Annotated in this window: 19 protein-coding genes; 12 read left to right on the top strand and 7 right to left on the bottom strand. The window is 65.0% G+C overall.

Features of this window, described 5'->3' with window-relative positions:
* Position 1: 1 nt before the first annotated feature.
* Positions 2-868, bottom strand: coding sequence for a methylenetetrahydrofolate reductase [NAD(P)H] (metF, locus tag ACP159_RS01595; protein ID WP_425097862.1), 867 nt, complete (start codon positions 866-868; stop codon positions 2-4).
* An 89-nt stretch (positions 869-957) separates the two neighbouring features.
* On the opposite strand from metF, the gene ACP159_RS01590 reads away from it, so the two are divergent.
* Positions 958-1,863, top strand: a complete 906-nt coding sequence (locus tag ACP159_RS01590) for a LysR family transcriptional regulator (protein WP_425097861.1) — start codon at positions 958-960, stop codon at positions 1,861-1,863.
* Between the two features lie 12 nt (positions 1,864-1,875).
* Here ACP159_RS01590 and ACP159_RS01585 read toward each other — a convergent pair whose 3' ends face one another.
* Positions 1,876-2,373, bottom strand: coding sequence for an SH3 domain-containing protein (locus ACP159_RS01585; protein WP_425097860.1), 498 nt, complete (start codon positions 2,371-2,373; stop codon positions 1,876-1,878).
* Positions 2,374-2,481: 108 nt separating this feature from the next.
* Here ACP159_RS01585 and ACP159_RS01580 point away from each other — a divergent pair, with 108 nt between their 5' ends.
* The 5 genes from ACP159_RS01580 (at position 2,482) to ACP159_RS01560 (ending at position 6,141) form a co-directional block, all read left to right on the top strand.
* A complete protein-coding gene (locus ACP159_RS01580; protein WP_425097859.1) occupies positions 2,482-3,468 on the top strand; it encodes a 2-hydroxyacid dehydrogenase in 987 nt (328 codons plus the stop codon).
* A gap of 12 nt (positions 3,469-3,480) precedes the next feature.
* Complete coding sequence (locus tag ACP159_RS01575; RefSeq protein WP_425097858.1) at positions 3,481-3,840, top strand: CidA/LrgA family protein; 360 nt, start codon at positions 3,481-3,483, stop codon at positions 3,838-3,840.
* Positions 3,833-4,549, top strand: coding sequence for an LrgB family protein (locus tag ACP159_RS01570; RefSeq protein ID WP_425097857.1), 717 nt, complete (start codon positions 3,833-3,835; stop codon positions 4,547-4,549). Before ACP159_RS01575 ends, ACP159_RS01570 begins: the two co-directional genes overlap by 8 nt.
* Before the next feature lie 85 nt (positions 4,550-4,634).
* Positions 4,635-5,147, top strand: a complete 513-nt coding sequence (locus ACP159_RS01565) for a PhnA domain-containing protein (protein WP_425097856.1) — start codon at positions 4,635-4,637, stop codon at positions 5,145-5,147.
* A gap of 109 nt (positions 5,148-5,256) precedes the next feature.
* Positions 5,257-6,141, top strand: coding sequence for a VPLPA-CTERM sorting domain-containing protein (locus tag ACP159_RS01560; RefSeq protein WP_425097855.1), 885 nt, complete (start codon positions 5,257-5,259; stop codon positions 6,139-6,141).
* Here the strand turns inward: ACP159_RS01560 and ACP159_RS01555 are convergent.
* The gene (locus ACP159_RS01555) at positions 6,122-7,687 is read right to left on the bottom strand and encodes a 2-isopropylmalate synthase (RefSeq protein ID WP_425097854.1); all 1,566 of its coding nucleotides are present in this window, start codon (positions 7,685-7,687) and stop codon (positions 6,122-6,124) included. The two genes, ACP159_RS01560 and ACP159_RS01555, sit on opposite strands and share 20 nt — an antisense overlap.
* A 391-nt stretch (positions 7,688-8,078) precedes the next feature.
* On the opposite strand from ACP159_RS01555, the gene ACP159_RS01550 reads away from it, so the two are divergent.
* A complete protein-coding gene (locus ACP159_RS01550; protein ID WP_425097853.1) occupies positions 8,079-11,024 on the top strand; it encodes a calcium-binding protein in 2,946 nt (981 codons plus the stop codon).
* A gap of 101 nt (positions 11,025-11,125) precedes the next feature.
* On the opposite strand, the gene ACP159_RS01545 is transcribed toward ACP159_RS01550, so the two are convergent.
* Positions 11,126-13,309 (bottom strand): transglycosylase domain-containing protein, encoded by a 2,184-nt coding sequence (locus tag ACP159_RS01545; protein WP_425097852.1) that lies wholly within the window; start codon positions 13,307-13,309, stop codon positions 11,126-11,128.
* A gap of 256 nt (positions 13,310-13,565) precedes the next feature.
* Here ACP159_RS01545 and ACP159_RS01540 point away from each other — a divergent pair, with 256 nt between their 5' ends.
* A complete protein-coding gene (locus ACP159_RS01540; protein WP_425097851.1) occupies positions 13,566-13,904 on the top strand; it encodes a P-II family nitrogen regulator in 339 nt (112 codons plus the stop codon).
* Positions 13,905-13,939: 35 nt separating this feature from the next.
* Entirely contained in the window at positions 13,940-15,265 is a 1,326-nt protein-coding gene (locus ACP159_RS01535; RefSeq protein ID WP_425097850.1) for an ammonium transporter, read from the top strand.
* Between the two features lie 155 nt (positions 15,266-15,420).
* Here ACP159_RS01535 and ACP159_RS01530 read toward each other — a convergent pair whose 3' ends face one another.
* Positions 15,421-16,485 (bottom strand): Hint domain-containing protein, encoded by a 1,065-nt coding sequence (locus tag ACP159_RS01530; protein ID WP_425097849.1) that lies wholly within the window; start codon positions 16,483-16,485, stop codon positions 15,421-15,423.
* A 196-nt stretch (positions 16,486-16,681) separates the two neighbouring features.
* A complete protein-coding gene (locus ACP159_RS01525) occupies positions 16,682-17,860 on the bottom strand; it encodes a glycosyltransferase family 4 protein (protein ID WP_425097848.1) in 1,179 nt (392 codons plus the stop codon).
* A gap of 210 nt (positions 17,861-18,070) precedes the next feature.
* Here ACP159_RS01525 and ACP159_RS01520 point away from each other — a divergent pair, with 210 nt between their 5' ends.
* Positions 18,071-19,468: a hypothetical protein gene (locus tag ACP159_RS01520; RefSeq protein WP_425097847.1), complete on the top strand. Its 1,398-nt coding sequence runs from the start codon at positions 18,071-18,073 to the stop codon at positions 19,466-19,468.
* A 1-nt stretch (position 19,469) separates the two neighbouring features.
* Positions 19,470-20,741: a glycosyltransferase family 4 protein gene (locus ACP159_RS01515; RefSeq protein WP_425097846.1), complete on the top strand. Its 1,272-nt coding sequence runs from the start codon at positions 19,470-19,472 to the stop codon at positions 20,739-20,741.
* Here the strand turns inward: ACP159_RS01515 and ACP159_RS01510 are convergent.
* Positions 20,738-23,059: a Tex family protein gene (locus ACP159_RS01510; RefSeq protein WP_425097845.1), complete on the bottom strand. Its 2,322-nt coding sequence runs from the start codon at positions 23,057-23,059 to the stop codon at positions 20,738-20,740. The two genes, ACP159_RS01515 and ACP159_RS01510, sit on opposite strands and share 4 nt — an antisense overlap.
* Before the next feature lie 123 nt (positions 23,060-23,182).
* Between ACP159_RS01510 and ACP159_RS01505 the strand changes: the two genes are divergently transcribed.
* Entirely contained in the window at positions 23,183-24,571 is a 1,389-nt protein-coding gene (locus tag ACP159_RS01505) for a phosphomannomutase (RefSeq protein ID WP_425097844.1), read from the top strand.
* Positions 24,572-24,619 lie beyond the last annotated feature (48 nt).

Raw genomic sequence — 24,619 nt, 5'->3', positions numbered from 1 at the left:
CTTATGCGACGTGCTCCAACCGGACCTCCGGCGTCACGCCCAGCGCGAAGCAGACGTCGCGGGTCAGTTCCGGGCGGTTCAGCGTGTAGAAGTGCAGCTTGTCCACGCCGCCCTCGATCAACTCCGAGCACAGCTCGGTGCAGATCGCCGTGGCCAGCAGGTCCTCGCGACCATCGCGCTCGGCCTTCTCGAAGGCGTCGATGACCCAGGCGGGAATCTTCGTGCCGGTGGCCTCGGCAAAGCGGCGTGCGCCTTTCCAGTTCTCGATCGGCAGGATACCCGGCACGATCGGCGCGTCGATCCCGGCCTTCTCGCAGGCGTCGCGGAAGCGGAAGAAGGTCTCCGCCTCGAAGAAGAACTGGGTCAGCGCCTCGGAGGCACCGGCCTCGATCTTGTACTTGAGCCATTCGACGTCGGCCTGCAAGTTCGGCGCTTCTGGGTGCTGGTCCGGGTAGGCGCCGACGCGGATGGTGAACTTGCCGGTCTCGGCCAGCGCCTCGATCAGCTCGATGGAGGAGTTGAAGCCGCCCGGGTGCGGCTCGAAACCGTTGGAGCCTTTGGGCGGGTCACCGCGCAGTGCGACGATATCGGTCACACCGGCCTCGGCGAAATCATGCGCGATCTTCAGCGTCTCCTCGCGGGTCGCGTTGACGCAGGTGAGATGCGCCGCGGTGCGCAGGCCGGAGTGCTTGTGGATCGCGGCAACCGCGTCGCGGGTGATGTCACGCGTGGTGCCACCGGCGCCGTAAGTGACAGACACGAAACGCGGATCGAGCGGTGACAGGACCTGAACGGTGTCCCACAGGCGGAAGGTCGCCTCGATGTTGCGCGGCGGGAAGAATTCGAAGGAAACGTCGGGGCGGATCATTGTGGCTTACCTCTGTAGCGTTGTCCCCTTGTTGCACGGGCGGCATTGTGAGACAAACTCATAAATCTCAAGAAGGTTATGAGCGGCATATGCATATCGAGTTTCGCCACCTGCGCACGATCAAGGCCATCCACGAGTGCGGCGGCCTCGCGCGCGCGGCCGATCAGCTGAACATCACCCAAAGCGCCTTGTCCCACCAGATCAAGGGGTTGGAGGATCAGGCAGGGGTGGAGCTGTTCGTGCGGCGGTCCAAGCCGATGAAACTCTCCGCCGCCGGGATGCGGCTCCTGCGGTTGGCGGAGCAGGTGCTGCCGCAGGTCGAAGCGCTGCAAGATGAATTCATCGGGCTGCGCGACGGCAAATCCGGGCGGCTGCACATCGCCATCGAATGCCACGCCTGCTTCGAATGGCTGTTCCCGGTGCTCGAAGCCTTCCGCAAGAGCTGGCCGGATGTGGACGTGGACATCCGCCCCGGCCTCGCCTTCGACGCCCTGCCCGCCTTGATGAAAGAGGACGTTGACGTGGTGATCTCCTCCGACCCGGAGGACCTGCCCGGCGTGACCTTCTCACCGTTGTTCGACTACAATCCCGTCTTCGTCGCCGCGGCCGCGCATCCGCTGGCGCAGAAACCGTATATCGAGGCGGAGGACTTCCGGGGCCAGACCCTGATCACCTACCCGGTGGACCGCGCCCGGCTCGATATCTTCAACCAGCTGCTGACCCCGGCGAAGGTGGAGCCGGGTGCGATCCGGCAGGTCGAGCTGACAGCGGTGATCCTTCTGCTCGTGGCATCCAACCGGGGCGTGTCCGTACTGCCGGACTGGGTGGTGCGCGAGGTCAAGTACAACTCGGATTACGTGACCCGGCCCCTGACCGCTCAGGGCATCACGCGGCGGCTCTACGCCGCGACGCGGACAGAGGACCTGGAGAAAGGCTACATGACGGACCTGATCCGTCTGGCCGGAATCGAGGCGAAGAAGTTGCAGAGCGTCTGAACCGGGTCCCGGTTACTCCCGCACTTCATCCGCGTCCACACCCCAGAGCGCGGTTTTCGGCGCCCAGCCCTCGAACCCGCCCGCGCTGAGTTCGCACAGCGACGCGGTGCACTCGCCGAGCTCGGCCACGACGCCATTTTCCAGCATCGCGGTGACCGGGCTGCCGAGGTCGGCACGGGCGTGCAGTTGCAGCATGTCCTCCTCGACCAATACCGTGCGTACCCCGGACAACAGCGAGTAATGCACCCAGCCGCCCAGACCGTCGCGGTCCTGAACCCGCCGCCAGTGGCCGTACTCGGCGGTCACCTCCAGCGGCATGCCCTTGCGGGTGTAGACCCAGTCGATGCGGTGGGTCAGCGAGGGGCCGCGCCGGACGTTGCCTTCGGAGGCTTTCATGGAGACGAAGCGGGGCAACGGCAAGTTGGTCACCGACCCCTTGGTTTCAGACGCCGCGGCCACACCGGCACACAGCAGACACGACAGGGCAACGCCCCCGATTTTCAAGACCATACCGCTCATCCGCCCGAACTATAATTGAGGTGGGGTTCTTGCGCCCCTGATGCCTTTGCAGCACTGTGCCACAGGGTCCATGCCCGAGGAAGCAACAGGAGAGCCGGAATGCCATCAAAACGTCTGAGTGTTGTCGTGACGCGACGCCTGCCCGAAGTGGTCGAGACGCGGCTGACCGAACTCTTCGACGTCAAGTTGCGCGACGATGACACGCCGATGACGCGCGGTGCGCTGATCGACGCGATCCAGACCGCGGATGTGCTGATCCCCACGGTGACCGACGTGATCGACGCCGGGCTGATCGGACAGGCGGGGGAGAACCTCAAGCTGATCGCCAACTATGGCGCAGGGTTCGACCACATCGACGTGGCGACGGCGCGGCAGCGCGGCATCCTTGTGTCCAACACCCCCGGCGTGGTCACCGAGGACACCGCTGACATGGTTCTGGCATTGATGCTCGGCGTCACCCGCCGGATCCAGGAAGGCATGGCGGTGATGCAGTCCGGCGAATGGCAGGGTTACGCCCCGACGGCGCTTCTTGGCACCCGGCTTGGCGGCAAACGGCTCGGCATTCTCGGCATGGGCCGGATCGGCCAGGCGGTGGCGCGGCGCGCGGCGGCCTTCGGAATGCAGATCCACTATCACAACCGGCGCAGGCTGCGTGGCGAGATCGAGGAGAATCTCGGTGCGACCTATTGGGAGAGCCTCGACCAGATGGCCGCCCGCATGGACATTCTCAGCGTCAACTGCCCGCATACGCCAAGCACCTACCACCTGCTGAACGCCCGGCGTCTGAAGCTGCTGAAACCTTCCGCGATCATCATCAACACCTCGCGCGGCGAGGTGATCGACGAGAACGCCCTGACGCGGATGCTCAAAGCGGGGGAACTCGGCGGGGCGGGACTCGACGTTTACGAGCATGGCATCAAGGGCAACCCGGAACTGTCGGGGATGCCCAACGTCGTGATGCTGCCGCACATGGGGTCGGCCACGCTGGAGGGTCGCATGGAGATGGGCGAGAAGGTCATCATCAACGTGAAGACCTTCGCAGACGGGCACCGTCCGCCGGACCAGGTTGTCCCGGCGATGCTCTGACCGGATTCCGGGATGCAGATGATCCGGGTGATCCTCGTCCTGCTGGGCTTCCAGCTGGCGGGCGAAACCCTGTCGCGGGGGTTGGGCCTGTCGATCCCCGGCCCGGTCTTCGGTCTGGCAGGGCTGTTTATCGCCCTTGTCCTGTTTCCACGGATGGCGGAGTACATGCGCGCGACCGTCACGGGGCTGCTCGGACATCTGTCCCTGCTTTTCGTACCGGCCGGGGTCGGCGTGGTGGCGCATCTCGACACCTTCGGTCGGGACGGGCCCGCGTTGCTGTTGGCCCTGATCGGCAGCACGACACTGGCGATTCTCGCCGGGGTCGGGGCGTTCCTGCTGGTGGCGAAGCTGACGGGAGCGCAGGATGGATGAGGCCGTTGCCCTCTGGAGCTACCTGGCCCGCGAGCCGCTGCTCTGGCTCACGCTGACCCTTGCCGCCTACGTGATCGCGGACCGACTGTCGGAGGCCTTCGGACGGCGTGCCATCGCCAATCCGGTCCTGATGGCCGTGATCCTGCTGGCCGTGATCCTCAAGGTCTCGGCCACGCCCTATGCCACTTATTTCCGGGGCGCGCAGTTCGTGCACTTCATGCTTGGCCCCGCCACCGTGGCGCTGGCCCTGCCGCTCTATTTCAATCTCGCCCGGGTGAAACAGAGCCTGCTGCCGATGGCGGCGGCGCTGCTTGCCGGGTCGCTCGTCGCCATTATCTCGGCCCTCGGCATCGCCTGGGTGCTTGGCGTGCGCGGACCGACGCTACTCTCGCTCGCCCCGAAATCGGCCACCGCGCCCGTTGCGCTCGGCGTGTCGGAAGCGATCGGCGGACAGCCTTCGCTGACGGCTGTGCTCGTCATCCTGACCGGCATCACCGGCGCGATCGTCTCGACCCCCATGCTGAACCTCCTCGGCGTGACGGACTGGCGGGCGCGCGGATTTGCCGTCGGGGTCGCGGCGCATGGCATTGGCACCGCCCACGCCTTCCGCGTCCACGAGACCGCAGGTGCCTTTTCCGGTATCGGCATGGGGCTGAACGCCTTGTTGACGGCGGTGCTGGCGCCGCTGGTTGTCGGGTTTCTTTTCTGAGCGGAAGGCGAGGCGCGATTGGACGCATGGACATTGCTCCGGACTTGACGCCATAGGGGCACAAATCGAGACCGGAGAGACCGCCATGACCACATGCGCCCTGTGCAAGGCCGACGACGCCAGCCCTTTTGCTGTTGCCCCGAAGGACGAGACCGTTCTCCTGTGTCAGACCTGCGCAGCCGGGATATCCGGCACGGTCGAGGACGCGCCGCACTGGCAATGCCTCAATGAGGCGATCTGGAGCACCGAAGCCGCGGAGCAGGTTCTGGCCTGGCGGCTTCTGAACAAGCTGGACGCGGCCTGGGCGAATGACCTTCTGGAGTTGGCCTATCTCGAACCGGAGGTTCTGGAGTGGGCGCAGGCCGGCGTGCCGACGGGCAGCGAGATCGTGCACCGCGACGTGAACGGCACCGTCCTGCAAAACGGCGATACGGTGACGCTGATCAAGGCCCTGCCGGTCAAGGGCGCGGGCTTCACCGCCAAGCAGGGCACGGCGGTGCGGAAGATATCGCTGGAACCGGACAACGCCGAGCACATCTCTGGCCGCGTCGAGGGGCAGCGGATCGTGATCCTGACGAAATTCGTGAAGAAGAGCTGACAGGGACCACCCCCGCTCCCGAAAACTCTTGTCAGATGGAACCCCGCAGCCCTACGCTGGACCGCATTGCGGCGTTTCCTTCCGCCGAGCCTGTTTCGGGAGACATTTCATGCGCCGTTTTCTTGTTTTCCTCACTGCCTTGACACTGCTTGGCACAACCGCCTCCGCAGCGACGCTTAATTTCAACAACTGGACTGTCGAGGGCGCTCCGGCCGACGGGAGCTGGGAAATCAACAACCTGTTGCCGCTCGATCCCACGAACCCGTCGGGTCCCAAAGCCGCCACGCGGGCAAAGCAGCTCGCACAGGGCGGGCCGTCGGTGCTGCTCAACAATATCACCGGGATCGCGGGGGATTTTTCCTTTGTGACCTCGGTGACCACCACTTCCGATGACGATTTCCTCGGCTTCGTGATCGGCTTCCGGCCCGGTGACCTGTCCAACCCCTATGCCGACTATCTTCTCGTCGACTGGAAGAAAGGCTCTCAAGCCGGGGCATTCGCCGGGCTTACCCTGTCGCATGTCACCGGCGCCCCCGGCTTCAATGACTTCTTCACCCACGATCCGAACGGCGCAACGGGTCAGGTGACCGAACTGGCGCGGGGCGCGGTGCGGGGTTCCCTGGGCTGGGCGAGTAACGCGTCTTACCTCTTTGACTTCAGCTACACGCCGGATCCGCTCGGGCTGAACGCGCCGACGCTGGGATTGAGGGTCTGCGCATCGGATGCGCTGGGCACGACCCTCAGCCAATGTGTACAGGAATTCAACGTGCAGCTGGCAAAGGGACAGACCGGGAATATCGGTCTTTTTACGCTGAGCCAGCAGCAGGTTCAGTTTACGAATGCGATCGGCGGGGCGCTGCAATCCTACACGCCCATTCCCTCTACCATCCCTCTGCCCGCCAGTGTCTGGCTACTCGGCGCAGGGCTGGCTGGTCTCGGGGTGGTACGGCGGGCCCGGAGGCCCGCCGCGGCACTCACATCTCCTTGTAGCTGATCTCGCGCTTGTCGGCGCCGGGACCGACCTTGGAGCGGCGGACGATCAGGCGGTTGAGGGCCTGAATGTAGGCCCTGACAGAGGCAACCACGGTGTCGGTGTCCGCCGACTGGCCCGTGGCGATGATGCCGTCTTCCTCGAGCCGCACGGAAACCGTCGCTTGCGCGTCGGTGCCGGCGGTCACGGCGTTCACCTGATAAAGCTGCAGCCGCGCCTTGTTCGGGTGCAATTCGCGGACCGCCTTGAACGAGGCGTCGACCGGACCGTCGCCTTCGGAGACCCCGGTCAGGTCCTTGCCGTCGATTTCCAGTTCGATCTCCGCCTTTGCCGGGCCGCCAGTGCCACAGCTGACCGAGAGGTTCACGAGCGTGATCGCCTCGGCGCCTTCGGTGGTGGCAGAGACCAGCGCGAGGATGTCGTCGTCAAAGACCTCCTTCTTGCGGTCAGCCAGATCCTTGAAGCGGACGAAGATGTCCTTGAGCTGGTTGTCTCCAACCTCCGTGCCGAGTTCCTTGAGCTTGGCCCGGAGCGCGGCGCGACCGGAGTGCTTGCCCAAGGGGAGCGAGGTCCCGGCGAGGCCCACGTCCTCGGGGCGCATGATTTCGAACGTTTCCGCGTTCTTCAGCATGCCATCCTGGTGGATGCCGCTTTCATGGGCGAAGGCGTTCTTGCCGACGATGGCCTTGTTCGGCTGCACCTGAAAACCCGACACGGTCGCGACACGGCGCGAGATATGCATGATCTTCTTCGTGTCGATATGGGTCTGGAACGGCATGATGTCGTTACGCACGCGCATGGCCATGACCACCTCTTCGAGCGCGGTGTTGCCTGCCCGCTCGCCAAGGCCGTTGATCGTGCATTCGATCTGCCGCGCACCGGCCTCGACGGCGGCGAGGCTGTTCGCCGTCGCCATGCCGAGGTCGTTGTGACAATGGGTGGCAAAGACCACCTCGTCGGCACCCGGCACCGTCTCGATCAGCCGCCGGATGAGATCGGCGCTCTCGCGCGGAGCCGTGTAGCCGACGGTATCGGGAATGTTGATCGTGGTTGCACCCGCCTTGATGGCGATCTCGATCACGCGGCAGAGGTAGTCCCACTCGGTCCGCGTCGCGTCCATCGGCGACCACTGCACGTTGTCGCAGAGATTGCGGGCGTGGGTCACGGTCTCGTGGATGCGGTCGGCCATCTCGTCCATGGTGAGGTTCGGAATGGCGCGGTGCAGCGGCGAGGTGCCGATGAAGGTGTGGATGCGCGGACGCGCGGCATGCTTGACCGCTTCAAAGCAGCGGTCGATGTCCGGCAGTTGGGCGCGGGCGAGGCCGCAGATCACCGCGTTCTTCGAGCGCTGCGCGATCTCGGACACGGCGCGGAAGTCGCCTTCGGAAGCAATCGGGAAGCCAGCTTCGATGATGTCGACGCCCATGTCGTCGAGCAACTCGGCAATCTCGAGCTTTTCGTCATGGGTCATGGTCGCGCCGGGGCTCTGCTCGCCGTCGCGGAGCGTGGTGTCGAAGATGAGCACGTGGGGCTGGTCGGTCTTGGTCATGGTCTTGGTCCTGGAACGGGTCTTCGAATGGGTCGGGGTCAGCGCGGCTCCCATTGCGGGGCACGGGGGAGGCGGATCATTCGGATCTCGGGGTATCCCAACTCTGACGGGTGATCAAACGGCGCGAAGGATGCCTCCTCTGAGCACGCGCGCCGCAGAGGACCGCGCTCAGAGGCGGATTAGCAGCAGGACCAGCCCAAGCGCCAACGGCGCCGAAGGGCGCGCGGAAGGGGCGATATGGAACGTGGTGCTCATGCCCGGCAATATACGCGCCGAATCTTAAAAGAAAACCCGCAATTTTCAGCCTGCCGCAGCGCGGGGGCTTTGACCGGACGCGATGCTGCGCCATACTCCGGAACAGCAGGAAAATCTGGAAAATCAGGGCACAGGCATGGGTTTGAGGATCGTGGTCGCCGTCTTACTGGCGCTATTGCCGTTTCAGGCTTTGTCGCAGGAGCGAACGGGGGCGGAAACGGCGCGGCTCTACGTGTTCGGCAATTCGCTGGTGAATTACCTCAGCGAGTCCTTCGACAACACCAACGTGCCGCATTGGCTGAACGCCATGGCGAAGGCGGACGGGCGCGGGTTCGCGGTGGATGGGCAATGGGGGTTCCTGCGCAACTTCGCGGGCAACCTGCCGCCGACGGCGAACTGGTCCTTCCCGGGCGTTCCGGGCGCATGGTCGCCCGACACGCCCTTCGCTTCGGGCCGGTTCGATGCGGTGATGATCACCCCGGCGAACTTCATCCAGTACCAGGCGCCCGACGTGCCCTACGACGGCGACAACCCCACCGGAGAAAGCCCGCTGGACGCGATGCTGACGCTGATCGACTGGGTGCAACGGGAAAGCCCGCAAAGCCGGGTGCTGATCTACGAAGGCTGGGCCGAGATGACCGGGATCACCGGAGCCTTCCCGCCGACCGACGAGGCATTCGGCCGTTATAACGCCACCAACCGGGACGCGACGCATCAATGGTATCTCGGGCTGATGGACGAGATTACCAAAGCGAGGCCCGATGCGGATGTGACGCTGGTGCCGGTGGCCTCGGTCGTCGCCGCGTTGATGGGCGAAGGCGGCCTGCTCAACGGGCTGCCCGCGGAGGCGTTCTATGTCGACGGCGAACCGCACGGAACGCGGACGATGTACCTGCTGGCCGCGATGGTCACCTATGTTTCGCTCTACGAGGCGCCGCCGCCGGACGGCTGGACGCCGCCGATCACGCTGCATCCGGACGTGGTGGACCGCTATCCGCAAATCGCGCAGGCGATCTGGACCGGCGTGACCACCTCCGCCACCCGGCGGGCTGCCGCACCCTCCGCGCCGTCACCGGAGCCCGTCGCGGCGGCGGACCTGCCGGAACGCCAGCCGGTTGCCCTGCCCCCGCGCGGCGTCCGTCCGGACGGCATTCCCGCCCTTGGTATGGGACTCAACGGCATCGCCGACTGGTCGACGCAGCATCCCTTCGTCGATCTGATGAAAACCGCGCGGGACTGGGTCGGCCATGCCGGGGGCACCTGGGGCGCGTGGTCCTCGGACGCTCTGCGGGCGGAAGGCTACATCGGTCCGGACGGTTACCCCACCGCCTTGCCCGAAGGCGTCGACGCGCTGGAATCCGTCCTGCTCACCGATCAGCCGCCCGAGGCCGAGGACCTGCGCGGCGACTATGTGCTGTTCTACAAGGGCAAGGGCGAGATCGAACTCACCGGCCGCGCCAAGCGGGTGTTCTACGAAGACGGCAGGATCAGTTTCGCCTACGAGCCGGGCGAGGGGCTGGTCGGCGTATCCCTGACAGCCATCGACAAGGACGACCCGATCCGCGACATCCACATCGTCAAGCAGGACAACCTGCCGCTCTTCGAGGCGGGAGTCCTGTTCAATCCCGACTGGATCGCCCGGGTCGAGGACCTGCGTGTGATACGGTTCATGGACTGGATGATGACCAACGGCTCGCCGATCACCTCTTGGGAGGACCGCCCGCGCATGGAGGACGCCACCTGGAGCGTCTGGGGCGTTCCGGCGGAGGTGATGATCCAGCTGGCCAACCAGATCGGGGCAGACCCGTGGTTCAACATGCCGCATCTCGCCGACGACGCGTATGTCAGGCAATTCGCGGCGCTGGTGAAGCGCGATCTCGACCCGCGGCTGAAAGCCTATGTCGAATTCTCCAACGAGGTCTGGAATTTCATCTTCCCGCAGGCGCAATGGGCCTCCGCCGAGGCGCGGGTGCTCTGGGGCGAGTCCGAGACCGGATGGATGCAATATTACGGGCTACGCGCGGCGCAGGTCATGGACATCTGGTCGGAGGTCTATGGCAAGGAAGCCGGAGACCGACTGATCCGCGTCGTCGCGACGCACACCGGATGGCCGGGTCTCGAAGAGAGCATCCTGATGGCGCCCCTTGCCTTCCTCAAGCTGGGCCGCGCGCCGAAGGACAGTTTCGACGCCTACGCCGTGACCGGCTATTTCGGGTACGAACTCGGTGGCGAGGAGATGGCGCAACAGCTGAAAGGCTGGCTGGACGCGGCGGAGGCGCTGGCGACGAAGGCAGGTAAGGCGCAGGGTCTGCAACGGGTCGCCTTGCGGGAGTTCGTCAAGGACGCGCGGTTCGAGGGCGCCATCGCGCCGGTGACATTGGCGCTTGAAGAGGGCTCGCTCCGGGAACTGACCGAAGAGGTCTTTCCCTACCACGCGGGCGCGGCGAGCCGGGCTGGCCTGCGTCTGGTCATGTACGAGGGTGGCAGCCATGTCACCGCGCATGGCGAGGCGGTGAATGACGAACGGATCACCGACTTCTTCGAGATGTACAACTACACGCCCGAGATGGCGAAGCTCTACGAATTGCTCCTCGCCGGGTGGGAGCGGGCGGGTGGCACGCTGTTCAACGCGTTCGTCGATGTCGCCCCGGCGACGAAATGGGGCAGCTGGGGCGCGCTGCGCTCGCTCAGCGACGCCAATCCTCGCTGGGACATGCTTATGGCCTACAATGCGTCCGGTCGGAACGACTGGGAGCCGCGCGACGAACGCGCCTTCCGAAATGGCATCACCCGCATTGCCGGAGAGGGCAACCAGCGCCTTCAGGGAACGAGTTTCGATGACATCCTGATCGGCGGGCCGGGGGACGATTCGCTGATCGCCTCGGGCGGAGCGGATGTGCTTGGTGGCGGTCCCGGCAAGGATCGGGCGGTGCTGCCGGGGTCGCGGGAGGACTACAGGTTCAGCCGGGATGGCAGCCTGCTGCTGGCCTCAGGGCCGGACGGGGTGCTGCGACTGAGCGGTATCGAAACGGTGGTGTTCGAGGAAAACGCGAGCGTGGGGATACCGGAGAAAGAGTTCTGACGACCGGGTCTTGAACTTGGGGTGACGCTGGAGCCGGACTCTTTCAAAGAGTCCGGACCGATTTCTTTTCAAGAAATCGGGGCCTTGACCCGACCGTCTGCTCAATTCCCTCCGCCGAAGATATCCCTCAACACCTGATCGAGCAGCGTATCGCCCACCCTGGCGCCACCGTTCCTCGGTTGCTGCGGCGCCGGTTGCGGGACCGGATCCGGTTGCGGCGGCGGTTCTGGCGCCACCGGCGCGATCATCGGCAGGGGCTTCACCGGAACACCCTCGTTCACCCGCACCATCACCTCGTTCCACAATTCCGCTGGCAGGCCGCCGCCCGTCACGCCGGTCAAGGGCGTGTTGTCATCGTAGCCCATCCAGACGCCGGTCACGTAGTCGGCGGTGAAACCAATGAACCACGCGTCGCGCGCCTCCTGGCTGGTGCCGGTCTTGCCCGCCGCCTCGCGATCGGGCAGCCGGGCCCGTGCGCCGGACCCTTCGGTCACGACCTTCTCCATCATCCACGTCAGCTGCCGCGCGGCGGATTCCTGGATCACCCGCTCGCCCATGCCGCCGCCGGTCCCCATCAGCGGCTCGTCATCGCCCTTGATCCGCAGTTGACGCAGGCCATAGGGCTTCACCGAGGAGCCACCGTTGAGAATGCCGGCATAGGCTCCGGTCATCTCGATCAGGGTCGCTTCCGACGTGCCAAGCGCCATCGCCGGTGTATCATGCAGATCCCGCACGATTCCGAAGTCATGCGCCACGCGGATCACGAGATCACGCCCGACGCTCTCTGACACCTTCACCGCCGGAACGTTCAGGGATCGCTTGAGCGCTTCGGTCAACGTCACGCGGCCATAGTGCTTGCGCGTGTAGTTGTCCGGGCACCACTCGCCCGAGCCGGGAATGTTCAGGCAATAGGGCTCGTCCACCACGGTATCCAGCGGCGAATAGCCCAACTCCAGCGCCGTGGCATAGACGAACGGCTTGAACGCCGAGCCGGTTTGGCGCACCGCCTGCGACGCGCGGTTGAACAGGCCGGAGGCATCCGTATCACGCCCGCCAACCATCGCCCGCACCGCGCCGTCGGCATCCATGACGACCACAGCCACCTGCGCCTTGGACCCTTCCTTGATCTTTTCGCGGAACAGCTTGTTCACGGCGTCGGCGGTGGCCTGCTGGATGCGCTGATCCAGCGTCGTCTCGATCACCACATCCTCGGTCGTGTCCTTGGTGAAGAACTCCGGCCCGGACTGCATGACCCAATCGGCGAAATAGCCGCCACCGAGGTTCTGCGCCTCATCCGACAGGACCGCCGGATGCTCCTGGTAGTAGGCGGTGTCCTCGTCGCTCAGATAGCCCTGGTCGTTCATCAGCCGCAGCACCGTTGCCGCGCGGTCCTGGCTGCGCTTCAGGTTCGACGTGGGGGCAAGCGTCGAAGGCGCCGTCAGCAAACCCGCCAGCATGGCCGCCTCCGCCGGGTTCAGCGCCGAGGCCGGTTTGGAGAAATACCGCTGCGCCGCAGCTTCCGCGCCATAGGCCCCGCCACCCATGTAGGCGCGGTTCATGTAGATCGAGAGGATCTCGTCCTTGGAATACTTGACCTCCATGGCGATGGCATAGAGCGCCTCCTTGGCCTTCCGCGCCAGCGAGGAGCGGCGGCAGTCGTCGATATATTCCGCCTCGTTCTTCCACTCGGTCGGATCGTAGGGCACGCCAATGCAGAGCAGCTTGGCGGTCTGCTGGGTGATCGTCGAGCCACCGTGACCGGAGAGGGGCGAGCGCCCCTCGGACATGTTGATCCGGATCGCGCCGGCGATACCACGCGGGCTGACCCCGAAGTGACGGTAGAACCGCTTGTCCTCGGTGGCGACGACCGCGTTCTTGAGATGCACCGACACGCTGTCAGCCGTCACAACCCCGCCGAACTGATCGCCGCGCAGGGCAAAGATATCGCCGCGATTGTCGAGCAGCGTGACCGAGCCCTTCGCCCGCCCGTCGACCATCTGCTCGAACGGCGGCATGTCGGATTGCATCACAAGGACGATGCCGCCGACAATCAGGCAGGCGACGAGCGTGGCGAAGACGACGGTGCGGACGATCATCCTGAGCAACGTGTCGAAAATCCCGAGTACGAAGCCGACGATCCCCTTGCGCGGCCGGGCGGGCTTCTTCGCTGCGGGCTTCTTCTTGCGGGGCGCGGGCTTGGCGGCAGCCTTTCCGGCCCCGCCGTCCTTGGCCGGATAACGCCTGTCCGCCACCAGACGGCTCGGTCTGCGTCGTGAATCACTCATGAAATCTGCCCGGTTTCTTTTCGGTTGTTGTGACAAACCTACGCTGCTTGTGCAGCAATGTTGACAACATTTCGGCGGGAAATCGCTTCTTATTTTGCCTATTTTATGTGCGTTCATTTATAGATGCACATTTTTTAGACATTTCTGCCGGTATTTGCCGCTGAAATACGCGCGCTCACCTTCCCTCGCAAGCGCCTACCCGCCTTTCTGCAAGGGCCAATAGCAGGCCGGGCCTGCAAAAGCGAAAGGGACCAAGGTGAAACTGATCATTGCAACGATCAAGCCGTTCAAGCTCGAGGAGGTGCGCGAGGCGCTCACCGGGATCGGCGTACGCGGCATGATGGTGACGGAAATCAAGGGCTTCGGCTCGCAGTCCGGCCATACCGAAATCTACCGCGGCGCGGAATACGCCGTGAACTTCGTACCGAAGATCAAGCTCGAGATCGTCGTGGGTGCCGCGATGGCCGACCAGGTGGTCGAGACCATCAAGAACACCGCCCAGACCGGCAAGATCGGCGACGGCAAGATCTTCGTGCTCGACGTGCAGCAGGCCGTGCGGGTCCGCACCGGCGAAACCGACGCAGACGCGCTCTGACGCGGACCCAACAGGACATAGAGGACATCCGAACAATGAACCTTCTGAAAACTCTGGCGCCCGCTGCGCTGCTCGTGGCCCTGCCCACGCTGGGCCTTGCCCAGGACGCGGACGTGACGCCGCCGAACGAAGAAATCGGCTATATCTTCACGACCTTCATGTTCCTCGTCACCGGCTTCCTGGTGATGTGGATGGGTGCGGGCTTCTCGATGCTGGAATGCGGTCTCGTCCGCTCCAAGAACGTCGCCATGCAGGCGCTCAAGAACATCTCGCTCTTCGCGATCGCGGCAATCATGTACTACGTGATCGGCTACAACCTGATGTACCCGGGCGACGGCTGGACGATCACCAACGTGCTCGGCGCCTTCTCCATGGCGTCCATGGACCCGGTCGGCCTCGCGGACACCACGCCGGACCTGACCTATGCCTCCGTCGGTTCGGACTTCTTCTTCCAGCTGATGTTCTGCGCCACCACCGCGTCGATCGTCTCCGGCACCCTGGCCGAGCGTATCAAGCTCTGGCCGTTCCTGATCTTCACCGTGTTCCTGACCGGCTTCATCTACCCGATCCAGGCCTCCTGGAAGTGGGGCGGCGGTTTCCTCGACGCGGACTACGGCTTCCTCGACTTCGCCGGGTCCACCGTCGTGCACTCCGTGGGTGGCTGGGCCGCTCTCGCCGGTGCCCTCATCCTCGGGCCGCGTATCGGCAAGTACAAGGATGGCCGCACCGTTCCGATGCCGGGTTCCAACCTGACCCTTGCGACCCTCGGCACGTTCATCCTGTGGCTTGGCTGGTTCGGCTTCAACGGCGGCTCGCAGCTCTACATGGATACGGCCGCCAACGTGGCTGACATCTCCCGCATCTTCGCCAACACCAACACGGCAGCCGCCGGTGGCGCCATCGCCGCCCTGATCCTGACCCAGGTGATGTACAAGAAGCCGGACCTGACCATGGTGCTCAACGGTGCCCTCGCCGGCCTCGTCTCGATCACCGCGGAACCGCTGACCCCGAGCCTCGGCGCAGCAACCCTGATCGGCGCCATCGGCGGCATCCTCGTGGTCCTCGTCGTGCCGATGCTCGACAAGATGAAGATCGACGACGTTGTCGGCGCCATCCCGGTTCACCTCGTCTGCGGCATCTGGGGCACCATCGCGGTTGTCCTGACCAACGGCGATGCGACCCTCGGCGGCCAGCTGATCTCCATCGTCATCGTCGGTGTCTTCACCTTCGTGGTCTCGGCGGTGATCTGGTTCATCCTGAAGATGACCATCGGCATCCGGGTTTCCGAAGAAGACGAGATCAACGGTCTCGACATGGCGGAACTCGGCATGGAAGCCTACCCCGAATTCTCCAAGGGCTGACTTCTCCTTCCTATCAGTCCAAGGAAAACCTGCCCGGGCGTTCGCGCCCGGGTTTTTTCTTGCCTTTCGGACGCTGGAAACGACGCAGACCCCGACGTGATCCGGGACCTCATGGCGTCAGATCCCGGGTCAGGCCCGGGATCACGGAGCGCCGGTCACGCCACGTCGTGCAGCAGGATAGCCGCCTCGGATTTCGACAGGTTGCGCCGGGCGTAGCTGCCATAGAGATGCGGGTTCTCGCGCAAGCGCGGCTCCAGCCGCAGCAGCCGTGCCCGGTCCGCGTCGGACAGCGTCGTCAGCGCCGTGTTCGCCGGGTGAAAGCTCTCGGTCTCGACGCCATTGGCAAAGACGATCTCGTGCCGGGGCAGCATCAGGTGGACATAGGTCACGTCCTTCACCGCCGTGTCGACAACCACGCTGGACCCGTTCACCAGATCACGCGCACTGACCAACACTTCCGGCGTATTGAACAAGGCACGCGCCACCGCGCCCTTGACCACCATCCGGTGCTCCGGCGAGACGAGGAATTCCGCGTCCGGGCGGTCGATCCCGAAGGCGCCGGCCCGGATGCGGATCGGGCGCAGTTTCGGCATGGCAAACAGCCGTGCGCCAGTCATGTGCCGGCTGCCGATCCATTCCACAGGCTGCGGGCCGCTGTCCTTTGTCTGGACTAGATCGCCCTCGCGCAGGTCCTCGATGCGGATCTTGCCGCGTGGCGTCGCGATCCAGGTGCCCGGCGTGAAACAGATCACCCCGCCGGCTTGCTCGCCCGACGCGGGATCGCGCATGAGTTCCATGGAATGATGCACGACCCACAGGTCGCGCCCGCAGGGTGGCATGTCATCAAGGAACATCAGGAGCGGCTGTGCGCCGGTGTTCACCTCGATCACGGTCACGGTGTAGCTCTGGCGGCCATCGGTCACCACGAAACTGCTGTCGGTCATCGGGTGATCCACCTCGACCGTGTCCGGATTGTCCGTATGTGTGATGGCCGCGCCGACCAGCCGCCGCACCATGCGTGCGGCGCGTTTGCGCAGATGCGCCTCGCCTGTCGCCTGGTCGAGTTGCAGAATCGACGACGGACCGTCGACCCGCACAGCTTCCCCCTGCCAGGACCACATCGCCCCGACAGTCAGAGAGGACGGAGGCGCGGCCTTCAGGCCGTCTATATCCGTCTGTGACCAGGAGATGACGAACGTGCCCCGATAGCCCGTTCCCATGCCTGTATGCCTGCTCTTTTATTGTTATGGTCTTTTTTCGACAGATTAAGCCAAGACACTGGCCCGTGAAATATTCTTGCAGGCCCGCCCTCATGGAAGGCGCGATCCTCCCCGGTGTCGTTGCAGATGCGACACAAACTCTTCGCTCAAAACGTGTATTCTTGTTCCCGGCCCGGCAAATTGCGCCTGTCCGGCGTCAGACTCCGCGCCGTTTCTGCTCAAGCGCGTCATGCAGCAGACCTGTCGTTGTCCGCCCCCAGGCGTCCCAGTTGAGGCTTTCCTCATACTCCGTATGGGCTGCGACGGTCAGCGCGATGTAGTCCTGGGGTGCCATGACGTAGTCCATGATCTTGTCCGCGAACTCCTTCGGACCGGAGCCCACCGGCAAGGCAAAGCCGTTCACGCCATTGCGGATCGGCACACCGCCGACCCGCAGGCAGAGCGAGGGCAGGCCGAACCCCGACGCCTCGCAGTAGGCGAAGCCATAGCTCTCGTAGCTCGGCTGCACGAGGAAATGCGCCCGCGTCAGCTCCGCGTTGAAATGCGCGAGGTCCTCCGGCACCGCCTTGTCAAGTTGCGGATGCACGGTGACCCATTCGTTGACGTGGAAATCCGGCGGCACGCAGCCGATGACCGTCAGCCGAGCGTCTATGCCCCGGGTGCGCAGCTCCTTCATGGTGTCGAAGGCGACAGGCCCTCCCTTGGCAAACCAGTCGCGCCCGATCAGCAGCAGCCGCACCGGCTCGGTCCGGTGGATTTCGGTGCGGGCAAACGGCGGTGGCGGTGTGTCGAGATTGGCCCCCCAGGGCACCAGCCTCGACTGTGCCTCGCTCAGCCCGTAGCGCTGATCCGCAAGATCCTTTTGCCATTTCGATGGCCAGAGCAGCAGGTCCGTGTCGTGGAACGTCGCGTATTCGCAGCGCTCCACCCATCCGTCGAGCCTGCGTCCGATGCCCAGCCACGACTTGTAGTGATTGCCGATTTCCGACAGCCGGTACGTCGTCTGCGTGGCGTCGGAGGTGTAGGCGGTCACCATGGTCTTCGGCGTCGTCACATTGCAGAGTGACTGGAAGGAATACGCGCAGAAGAGAACGTCGTAAGGCTTTTTCGACAGCTCTTTCTCCACGCCCCGCGCAATATACCGCGACAAGGCCAGGTGCATCCGCCAGCGCAACCGCAGGTTCACCGCATCGGGAGTCTTGTGGATCAGCTGCCGGACCGGCTCCAGCGCATGCCAGCTTCGCGACAGGATCGTCACCTCACCCGCATGCTTGCGCAGCGAGTCGTAGATCCGGGCGTTGCCACCCGAATAGAGGTTCCGGTTCAGCGGAGACATATCGCACAGATACGCAATCCGCAGCCTGTCCTTGCTCATCACGCCCCCGTGAGTCGTAAAGACCTCATCTTGCCGCCAATTGAGGCGAAACTGGGGCAGACCCCTGATGCGCCGGATCAAACCGTACGAGTGTGGCCGGTTTGTTTCCAATTCCATGCTTTCGGCCCAATGTGGACGCGACATTGCCCCAGCCCGACTCTACAGTGCCTGTCGTCCGGCCCAGCCGCCGCCCATTGACCGAAGGCAGACATGCCCAATCCGATCGCCTTTCTCGCGTTGGCCATCTGGCCCATCGTGACCATGATCCTGTTCCTGCGGCTGCCGCGGGATCGGGCGCTGATCTGGTCGCTGATGCTGGGCTACCTGTTCCTGCCGGAGCCGCCTGCGGCCTTCGACCTGCCGCTGATTCCGCCTCTGAACAAACACAACATTCCGGCGCTGGCATCCTTCCTGATCCTGCTCTGGCGCGACGGCCAGAAGGTGCCGATCCTGCCGGAGTCCTGGGTCGGGCGCACCCTCGTGCTGACCTTCGTCCTGTCGCCGGTGATGACCGTTCTGACCAACGAGGAGCCGGTGTTTTTCGGACAGGTCGGCCTGCCGGGGCTGACGATCAAGGACGCGCTCGCCCTGATCGTGCAGCAATCCCTGCTGATCCTGCCCTTCCTTCTGGCAAGGCAACACCTCGCCAGCGGCGGCGCGCAGCGTGACCTCATGGTGGCGCTGATGGTGGGCGGGCTGCTCTATTCGGTGCCCATGCTGATCGAGATGCGCCTGTCGCCACAGCTGAACCTCTGGGTCTACGGCTATTATCAGCACCTCTTCGGGCAGAGCATCCGCGCCGGGGGCTATCGCCCGGTGGTGTTCCTCTATCATGGCCTCTGGGTCGCCTTCTTCATGACAACCGCCGTGGTCTCCGCCTGGGCGCTGTGGCGGCTGGACACGCAGGTAACCCGGTTCAAGCGGCTACTCGCGGCGCTTTACCTGTTCGCCATCCTCGTCCTCGCAAAATCCTTCGGCGCCCTGCTGTTCGCGCTGCTCCTGGTTCCGGCCGTCCTGCTGCTCAGCCGATTGATGCAGATCCGCATGGCCATCGTGATCGCCCTGCTGGCAGTCAGCTATCCTGTGATGAAAGGTGTCGACCTGATCCCCGAGGAACGGCTTCTCGACGCCATCGCCAGCATCGAGCCGGAGCGTGCCCGCTCCCTCGAATTCCGCTTCGACAATGAGCAGACCTTGCTCGACCGTGCCTATATCAAGCCGGTGTTCGGCTGGGGCAGCTGGGGGCGCAACCATATCCTTGATCCGGTTTCCGGCAACATCCTGACGGTGACAGACGGCCGCTGGATCATCCTGATCGGCACCTACGGCTGGGTCGGTTTCCTCGCCGAATTCGGCCTGCTGCTCTGGCCGCTCATCCTGCTCTGGCGCGAGGCCATCCCCAGCCGCAGGGATGCCATCTCCCCGATGATCGCGCCCCTGTCGCTGATCCTCGCCATCAACCTGGCGGATATGCTGCCGAACGCGACGCTGACACCGCTGACCTGGCTGATCGCCGGGGCGCTGACCGGATATGCGGAGCAATTGCGGGCGGAACGGCTGCGATTGCAGAAGTATACGTCCAAACTCAGCTGGCAATCGGTGATGTAACGTGGTCCGGGTCCTTGCCATCGCCGAGGCGGCGAACCCGGAATGGGTGAGCGTGCCGCTCGTGGGCTGGTCCCTCGCCTCCGCCCTGCGGCAAGTGGCCGATGTGCATATCGTCACGCAGGTGCGCAACCGCGACGCTTTCCTGCGAGCCGGGATGGTCGAGGGCGAGGACTTCACCGCCATCGACTCGGAGGCGCTGTCCCGGCCGATGTGGAAACTGGCCGAAAAGCTGCGTATGGGGGAGGGCAAGGGCTGGACGATGGTTCAGGCTTTGAACGCCCTGAGCTACCCGCATTTCGAGCGGCTGGTCTGGAAGCGCTTTGGCGATGAGATCGAGAGCGGCCAGTGGGACATCGTCCACCGCATCACGCCGTTGTCACCGACGATTTCCTCCTCGCTGGCGGGGCGCTGTGCGAAGGCGGGCGTGCCCTTCGTCCTCGGCCCGCTGAACGGGGGTGTACCCTGGCCGAAGGGCTTCGAAGCCGAGCGTCGGGCAGAAAAGGAATGGCTGAGCTATATCCGCTCCGCCTACAAGCTGCTGCCCGGGCGCGGCACGACCCTGCGCCATGCCGCCGCGATCCTTGCCGGCTCATACCATACCGCCTCGGAAATCCCGGCGGAGCATCAGGGCAAGACACTCTACATCCCCGAAAACGGCATCGACCCGGTGCGATTCAACCGCATTGCCGCGCCCTCTGGCGTGCTGCGCGGCGCGTTTGTCGGGCGGCTGGTGCCTTACAAGGGTTGCGACATGCTGCTGAGCGCGGCGGAGCCGCTCTTGCAGTCAGGGAAGCTGGAGTTGGAAATCATTGGCGACGGCCCGATGCGACCGGCGTTGGAAGCGCAGGCGAAGGGGCTGCCCGGTGTCACCTTCCACGGCTGGAAGGCGCATGAGGAGGTGCAGGAGACGCTCGCCCGCTGTCACCTCCTGACCTTCCCGAGCATCCGCGAGTTTGGCGGCGGCGTGGTGCTCGAAGCCATGGCCCTCGGCGTCGTTCCCCTGATCGTGGACTACGCAGGACCGGGAGAACTTGTCCATCCGGATTGGGGCGTCAAGGTGCCCTGCGGCAGCCGCCAGGAGATCGTCCGGGATTTTCGCGCGGCTTTGCAAGACCTTGCAGGCGATCCGGCGGCTTTGGAGCAGATGGCCGAAGCCGCCCGCGCCCGCGTCCAGTCGCATTTCCTCTGGTCGCGCAAGGCGGAGCAGGTGCGACACGTCTACGACTGGGTGCTCGGGGGCAAGGCCGCCCCCAAGCCTGATTTCTTCGATTAACGCTTCTTCATCGCGTCGAGCAGCGCCGCACCGAGCGCGCCGGTGCCACCCGAAGCGCCCTTCGGCGGTTGACCCTTCGGCCCGGCGTGACGTGGGCCGCCCCGCGGTGCGTCGCGGCGATCCTTCGGCTCCGGCCGTGCACCGCCCCGCCCGCCATCCTTGCGCATCGACAAGGCGATCCGCTTGCGCAGCACGTCCACTTCCGTGACCGTGACCTTCACCACGTCCCCGGCCTTCACCACCTCATGCGGATCCTTCACGAAGCGATCCGCAAGCTGGCTGATGTGCACCAGCCCGTCCTGATGCACGCCGATGTCGACGAAAGCGCCGAAGGCCGCGACGTTCGTCACCGTCCCTTCGAGCCGCATCCCCGGCTTGAGGTCCTTGATGTCCTCGACCCCGTCGGCAAAGCTCGCGGTCTTGAAGTCCGGGCGCGGGTCGCGGCCCGGCTTTTCCAGTTCCGAGAGAATATCCCGCACGGTCGGCAGGCCAAAGGTCTCGTCGACGAATTGCTCGGCGCGAAGCCCCTTGAGCGCCTGCCCGTCTCCCATGATCGCGCGAATGTCCCGCCCGCAGGCCTTCACGATCTTCCGCGCGACGCCATAGGCTTCGGGGTGCACGGAGGAGGCATCCAGCGGCTCTTCACCGCCGCGAATGCGCAGGAATCCGGCGCATTGCTCGAAAGTCTTCGCCCCCAACCCCGGCACCTTCATCAGCGCCTTGCGCGAGGGGAAGGCGCCGTTGGCATCCCGGTAATCCACAACCGCTTGTGCGATGTTCGACGACAGCCCCGCGATATAGGCCAGCAGCGGCGCAGAGGCCATGTTCAGATCGACACCCACGGCGTTCACCGCATCCTCGACCACGCCTTGCAGCGCCTGTGCGAGGCGGCGCTGGTCGACGTCGTGCTGATACTGGCCAACGCCGATGCTCTTCGGCTCGATCTTCACCAGTTCCGCCAGCGGGTCTTGCAAACGGCGAGCGATGGAGACCGCCCCCCTGAGAGAAACGTCCAGATCCGGGAATTCCTTTGCCGCCAGTTCGGAGGCGGAATAGACGGACGCCCCAGCCTCGGAGACGACCACCTTCGTCGGCATCTTCACGGTCTTCGGCAAGTGCTTCAAAGTCTCGCCCACAAGCCGCTCCGTCTCGCGGCTGGCGGTGCCGTTGCCGATGGCGATCAGCTCGACGCCATGCTTCGCCACCATCGCCAAAATCGCCGCTTCCGCGCCGCGCACGTCCATCTTCGGCTGGAAGGGGTAGAGCGTCGCGGTCTCGACGAGCTTGCCCGTGGCATCGACCACCGCCGCCTTCACCCCGGTCCGGATGCCCGGGTCGAGACCCAGCGTTGCCTTCGCGCCCGCCGGCGCGGCCAGGAGCAAGTCCTTGAGATTGCGGGAGAACACGTCGATGGCCGCCTCATGCGCCCGCTTGCGAAGCTCGGAGAGCAGGTCGACGTACATCGACAGGCTCAGCTTGATCCGCCAGGTCCACGCCGCAGCCTCGCGCAGCCACAGATCGCCCGGCTGCTCGCCCTTTGTGCCCAGAACACCCGCGACCATGCCAACGGCACGCGGCACGCCGGTCTCCGCGTCGGGGGCAATCTCGATGGTGACGATCTCTTCCTTGGCGGCCCTGAGAATGGCCAAGGCCCGGTGCGAGGGAATGTCCGCCCATTTCTCCGAATGGTCGAAGTAGTCGGAGAATTTCGCCCCTTCCTGCTCCTTTCCCGGCTGCACCTTCGCGCTGATCCGGGCCTCCTCCATCATGAAGGTCCGCAGCTTGCCCAGAAGCTCCGCATTCTCGGAAAGCTCTTCCGCGAGAATATCTCTCGCCCCTTCCAGCGCCTTCTTCACGTCCGGCACCTCGGCGTTGAGGAAACCTTCTGCCAGCTTCACCGGGTCCTTGCTCCGATCCTCCACGATGCCGCGCAACAGCGGCTCCAGCCCGTTCTCCCGCGCGATCATCGCCCGCGTGCGCCGCTTCGGCTTGTAGGGCAGGTAGATGTCTTCCAGCGCCGCTTTCGTATCCGCCTGCGCGATCTGGCGGGCGAGAAGGTCCGTCAGCTTGCCTTGCTCCTTGATGGACGACAGGATCGTTGCCCGCCGCGCTTCCATCTCGCGCAGGTAGGCGAGCCGGTCGTTCAGCGTGCGCAGTTGCGTGTCGTCGAGACCGCCCGTCACCTCCTTGCGATAGCGCGCCACGAAAGGCACCGTCGCCCCGCCGTCGAGCAGCTCGACAGCCGCCGTGACCTGTTTCGGCGTGGCGTTGATCTCGGTGGCAATGACGCGGCTGATGCGCTCTGCGGTGTCGGACATGGGGGTCTCCTTCACTTCGGGAAGACCGTGATAGCCCCGCCCGGACCCCCTCGCAAGCAGCCAAATCGGTTGCCTTTACCCTGTCCCTTCGGCATCAACGGCTTATCGAAAAGGGAGAGCGGAATGGCGCCGAAATTCGGAACATCCGGCCTGCGCGGGCTGGTCACGGAACTGACCGAGGAGCTGGTCACCGATTACACCACCGCCTTCCTTCTGGCCTGCCCGACCGGCGGCGCGGTGCATGTCGGGCGCGATTTGCGACCCTCCTCGCCGCAGATTGCCGAATGGGTGCTGCGGACGGTCGAGGGCTGCGGCGTGCAGGCGATCGACTGCGGCGTGCTGCCGACCCCCGCGCTGGCCTTGTCGTCCCTCGAAGCAGGGCAAGCGGCGATCATGGTCACGGGAAGCCATATCCCGGCAGACCGCAACGGCCTCAAGTTCTACGTCCCGACGGGGGAAATCACCAAGCCGGACGAGGAAGCGATCACCGCGAACCGGGGCAAGTCCCTGTCCATGGGAGCCGCGTCCGAGCGGCAGACCCGCGACGCGGTGACGGCCTACGTCCAGCGCTATGCACTCGGTTTCGGAGAGGCGCTGCGCGGCCTGCGCGTCGGTGTCTACCAGCACAGCTCTGTCGCCCGCGACGTCATGGTCGACGTCCTGAAAGCGCTGGGAGCGGAGCCGGTGGCCCTCGCCCGCTCGGACGTCTTCATCCCGGTGGATACCGAGGCGCTGGACCCCGAAACACGCGGGATGCTGGCGGGCTGGTGCAGCGAGCACGCGCTGGACGCGGTGATCTCGACGGACGGCGACGCGGACCGCCCGATGGTCGCGGATGCCTCCGGGCGGGTGATCCTCGGCGACGTGCTCGGCGCACTGACAGCCCGGGCGCTCGGGGCGAAGGTGCTCTGCACGCCAGTGAGTTCGAACACGATGGTGGCGCAGATGCCCGAGTTCGGGCGGGTGACCCTGACCCGCATCGGCTCACCCTATGTCATTGCCGCCATGGAAGAAACGCTGGCGCAGGAGCACGGCGCGAAGGTCGTCGGCTACGAGGCCAACGGCGGCTTCCTGCTCGGGTTCGAAGCACAGGGACCCGCCGGGCCTCTGGCACCGCTGATGACGCGGGACTGCCTGCTGCCCATCCTTGCGCCTCTGGCGGAGGCCGCGCGACAGGGCGTTTCGCTGGCCGAACTGGCCGACGCGCTGCCGCCGCGCTTTACCGCCGCGGATCGCATTCAGGGCATCGAGACGGAACACTCGCGCAGCTTCATCGCGGAACTGTCGAGTGACCGGGAGACGCGCGAGGCGTTCTTTGCCGCGACGGGCAGGGAGGCGAAGCTGGACGAAACGGACGGCCTGCGCGTGACCTTCGAGAGTGGCGATGTGGTGCACCTGCGGCCCTCCGGCAACGCGCCGGAATTCCGCTGCTATGCCGAGGCAGGGAGCGCCGAGCGGGCGCTCGCCCTCGTCACGGACTACCTTAGGAAGCTGAAAGCGAAGCTGGCGTAGGGTGCCGGAAAGCTTGAAGCTTTCCGGTCCGAAATCCGTCACGGACTT

Origin of the sequence: Tropicibacter sp. S64, assembly GCF_049803835.1 — a bacterium.
In the GTDB taxonomy this organism is placed as follows: Bacteria; Pseudomonadota; Alphaproteobacteria; order Rhodobacterales; family Rhodobacteraceae; genus Pacificoceanicola.
The sequence above is the reverse complement of the archived record's forward strand: the minus strand, read 5'-3'. Positions and strand labels throughout refer to the sequence as shown.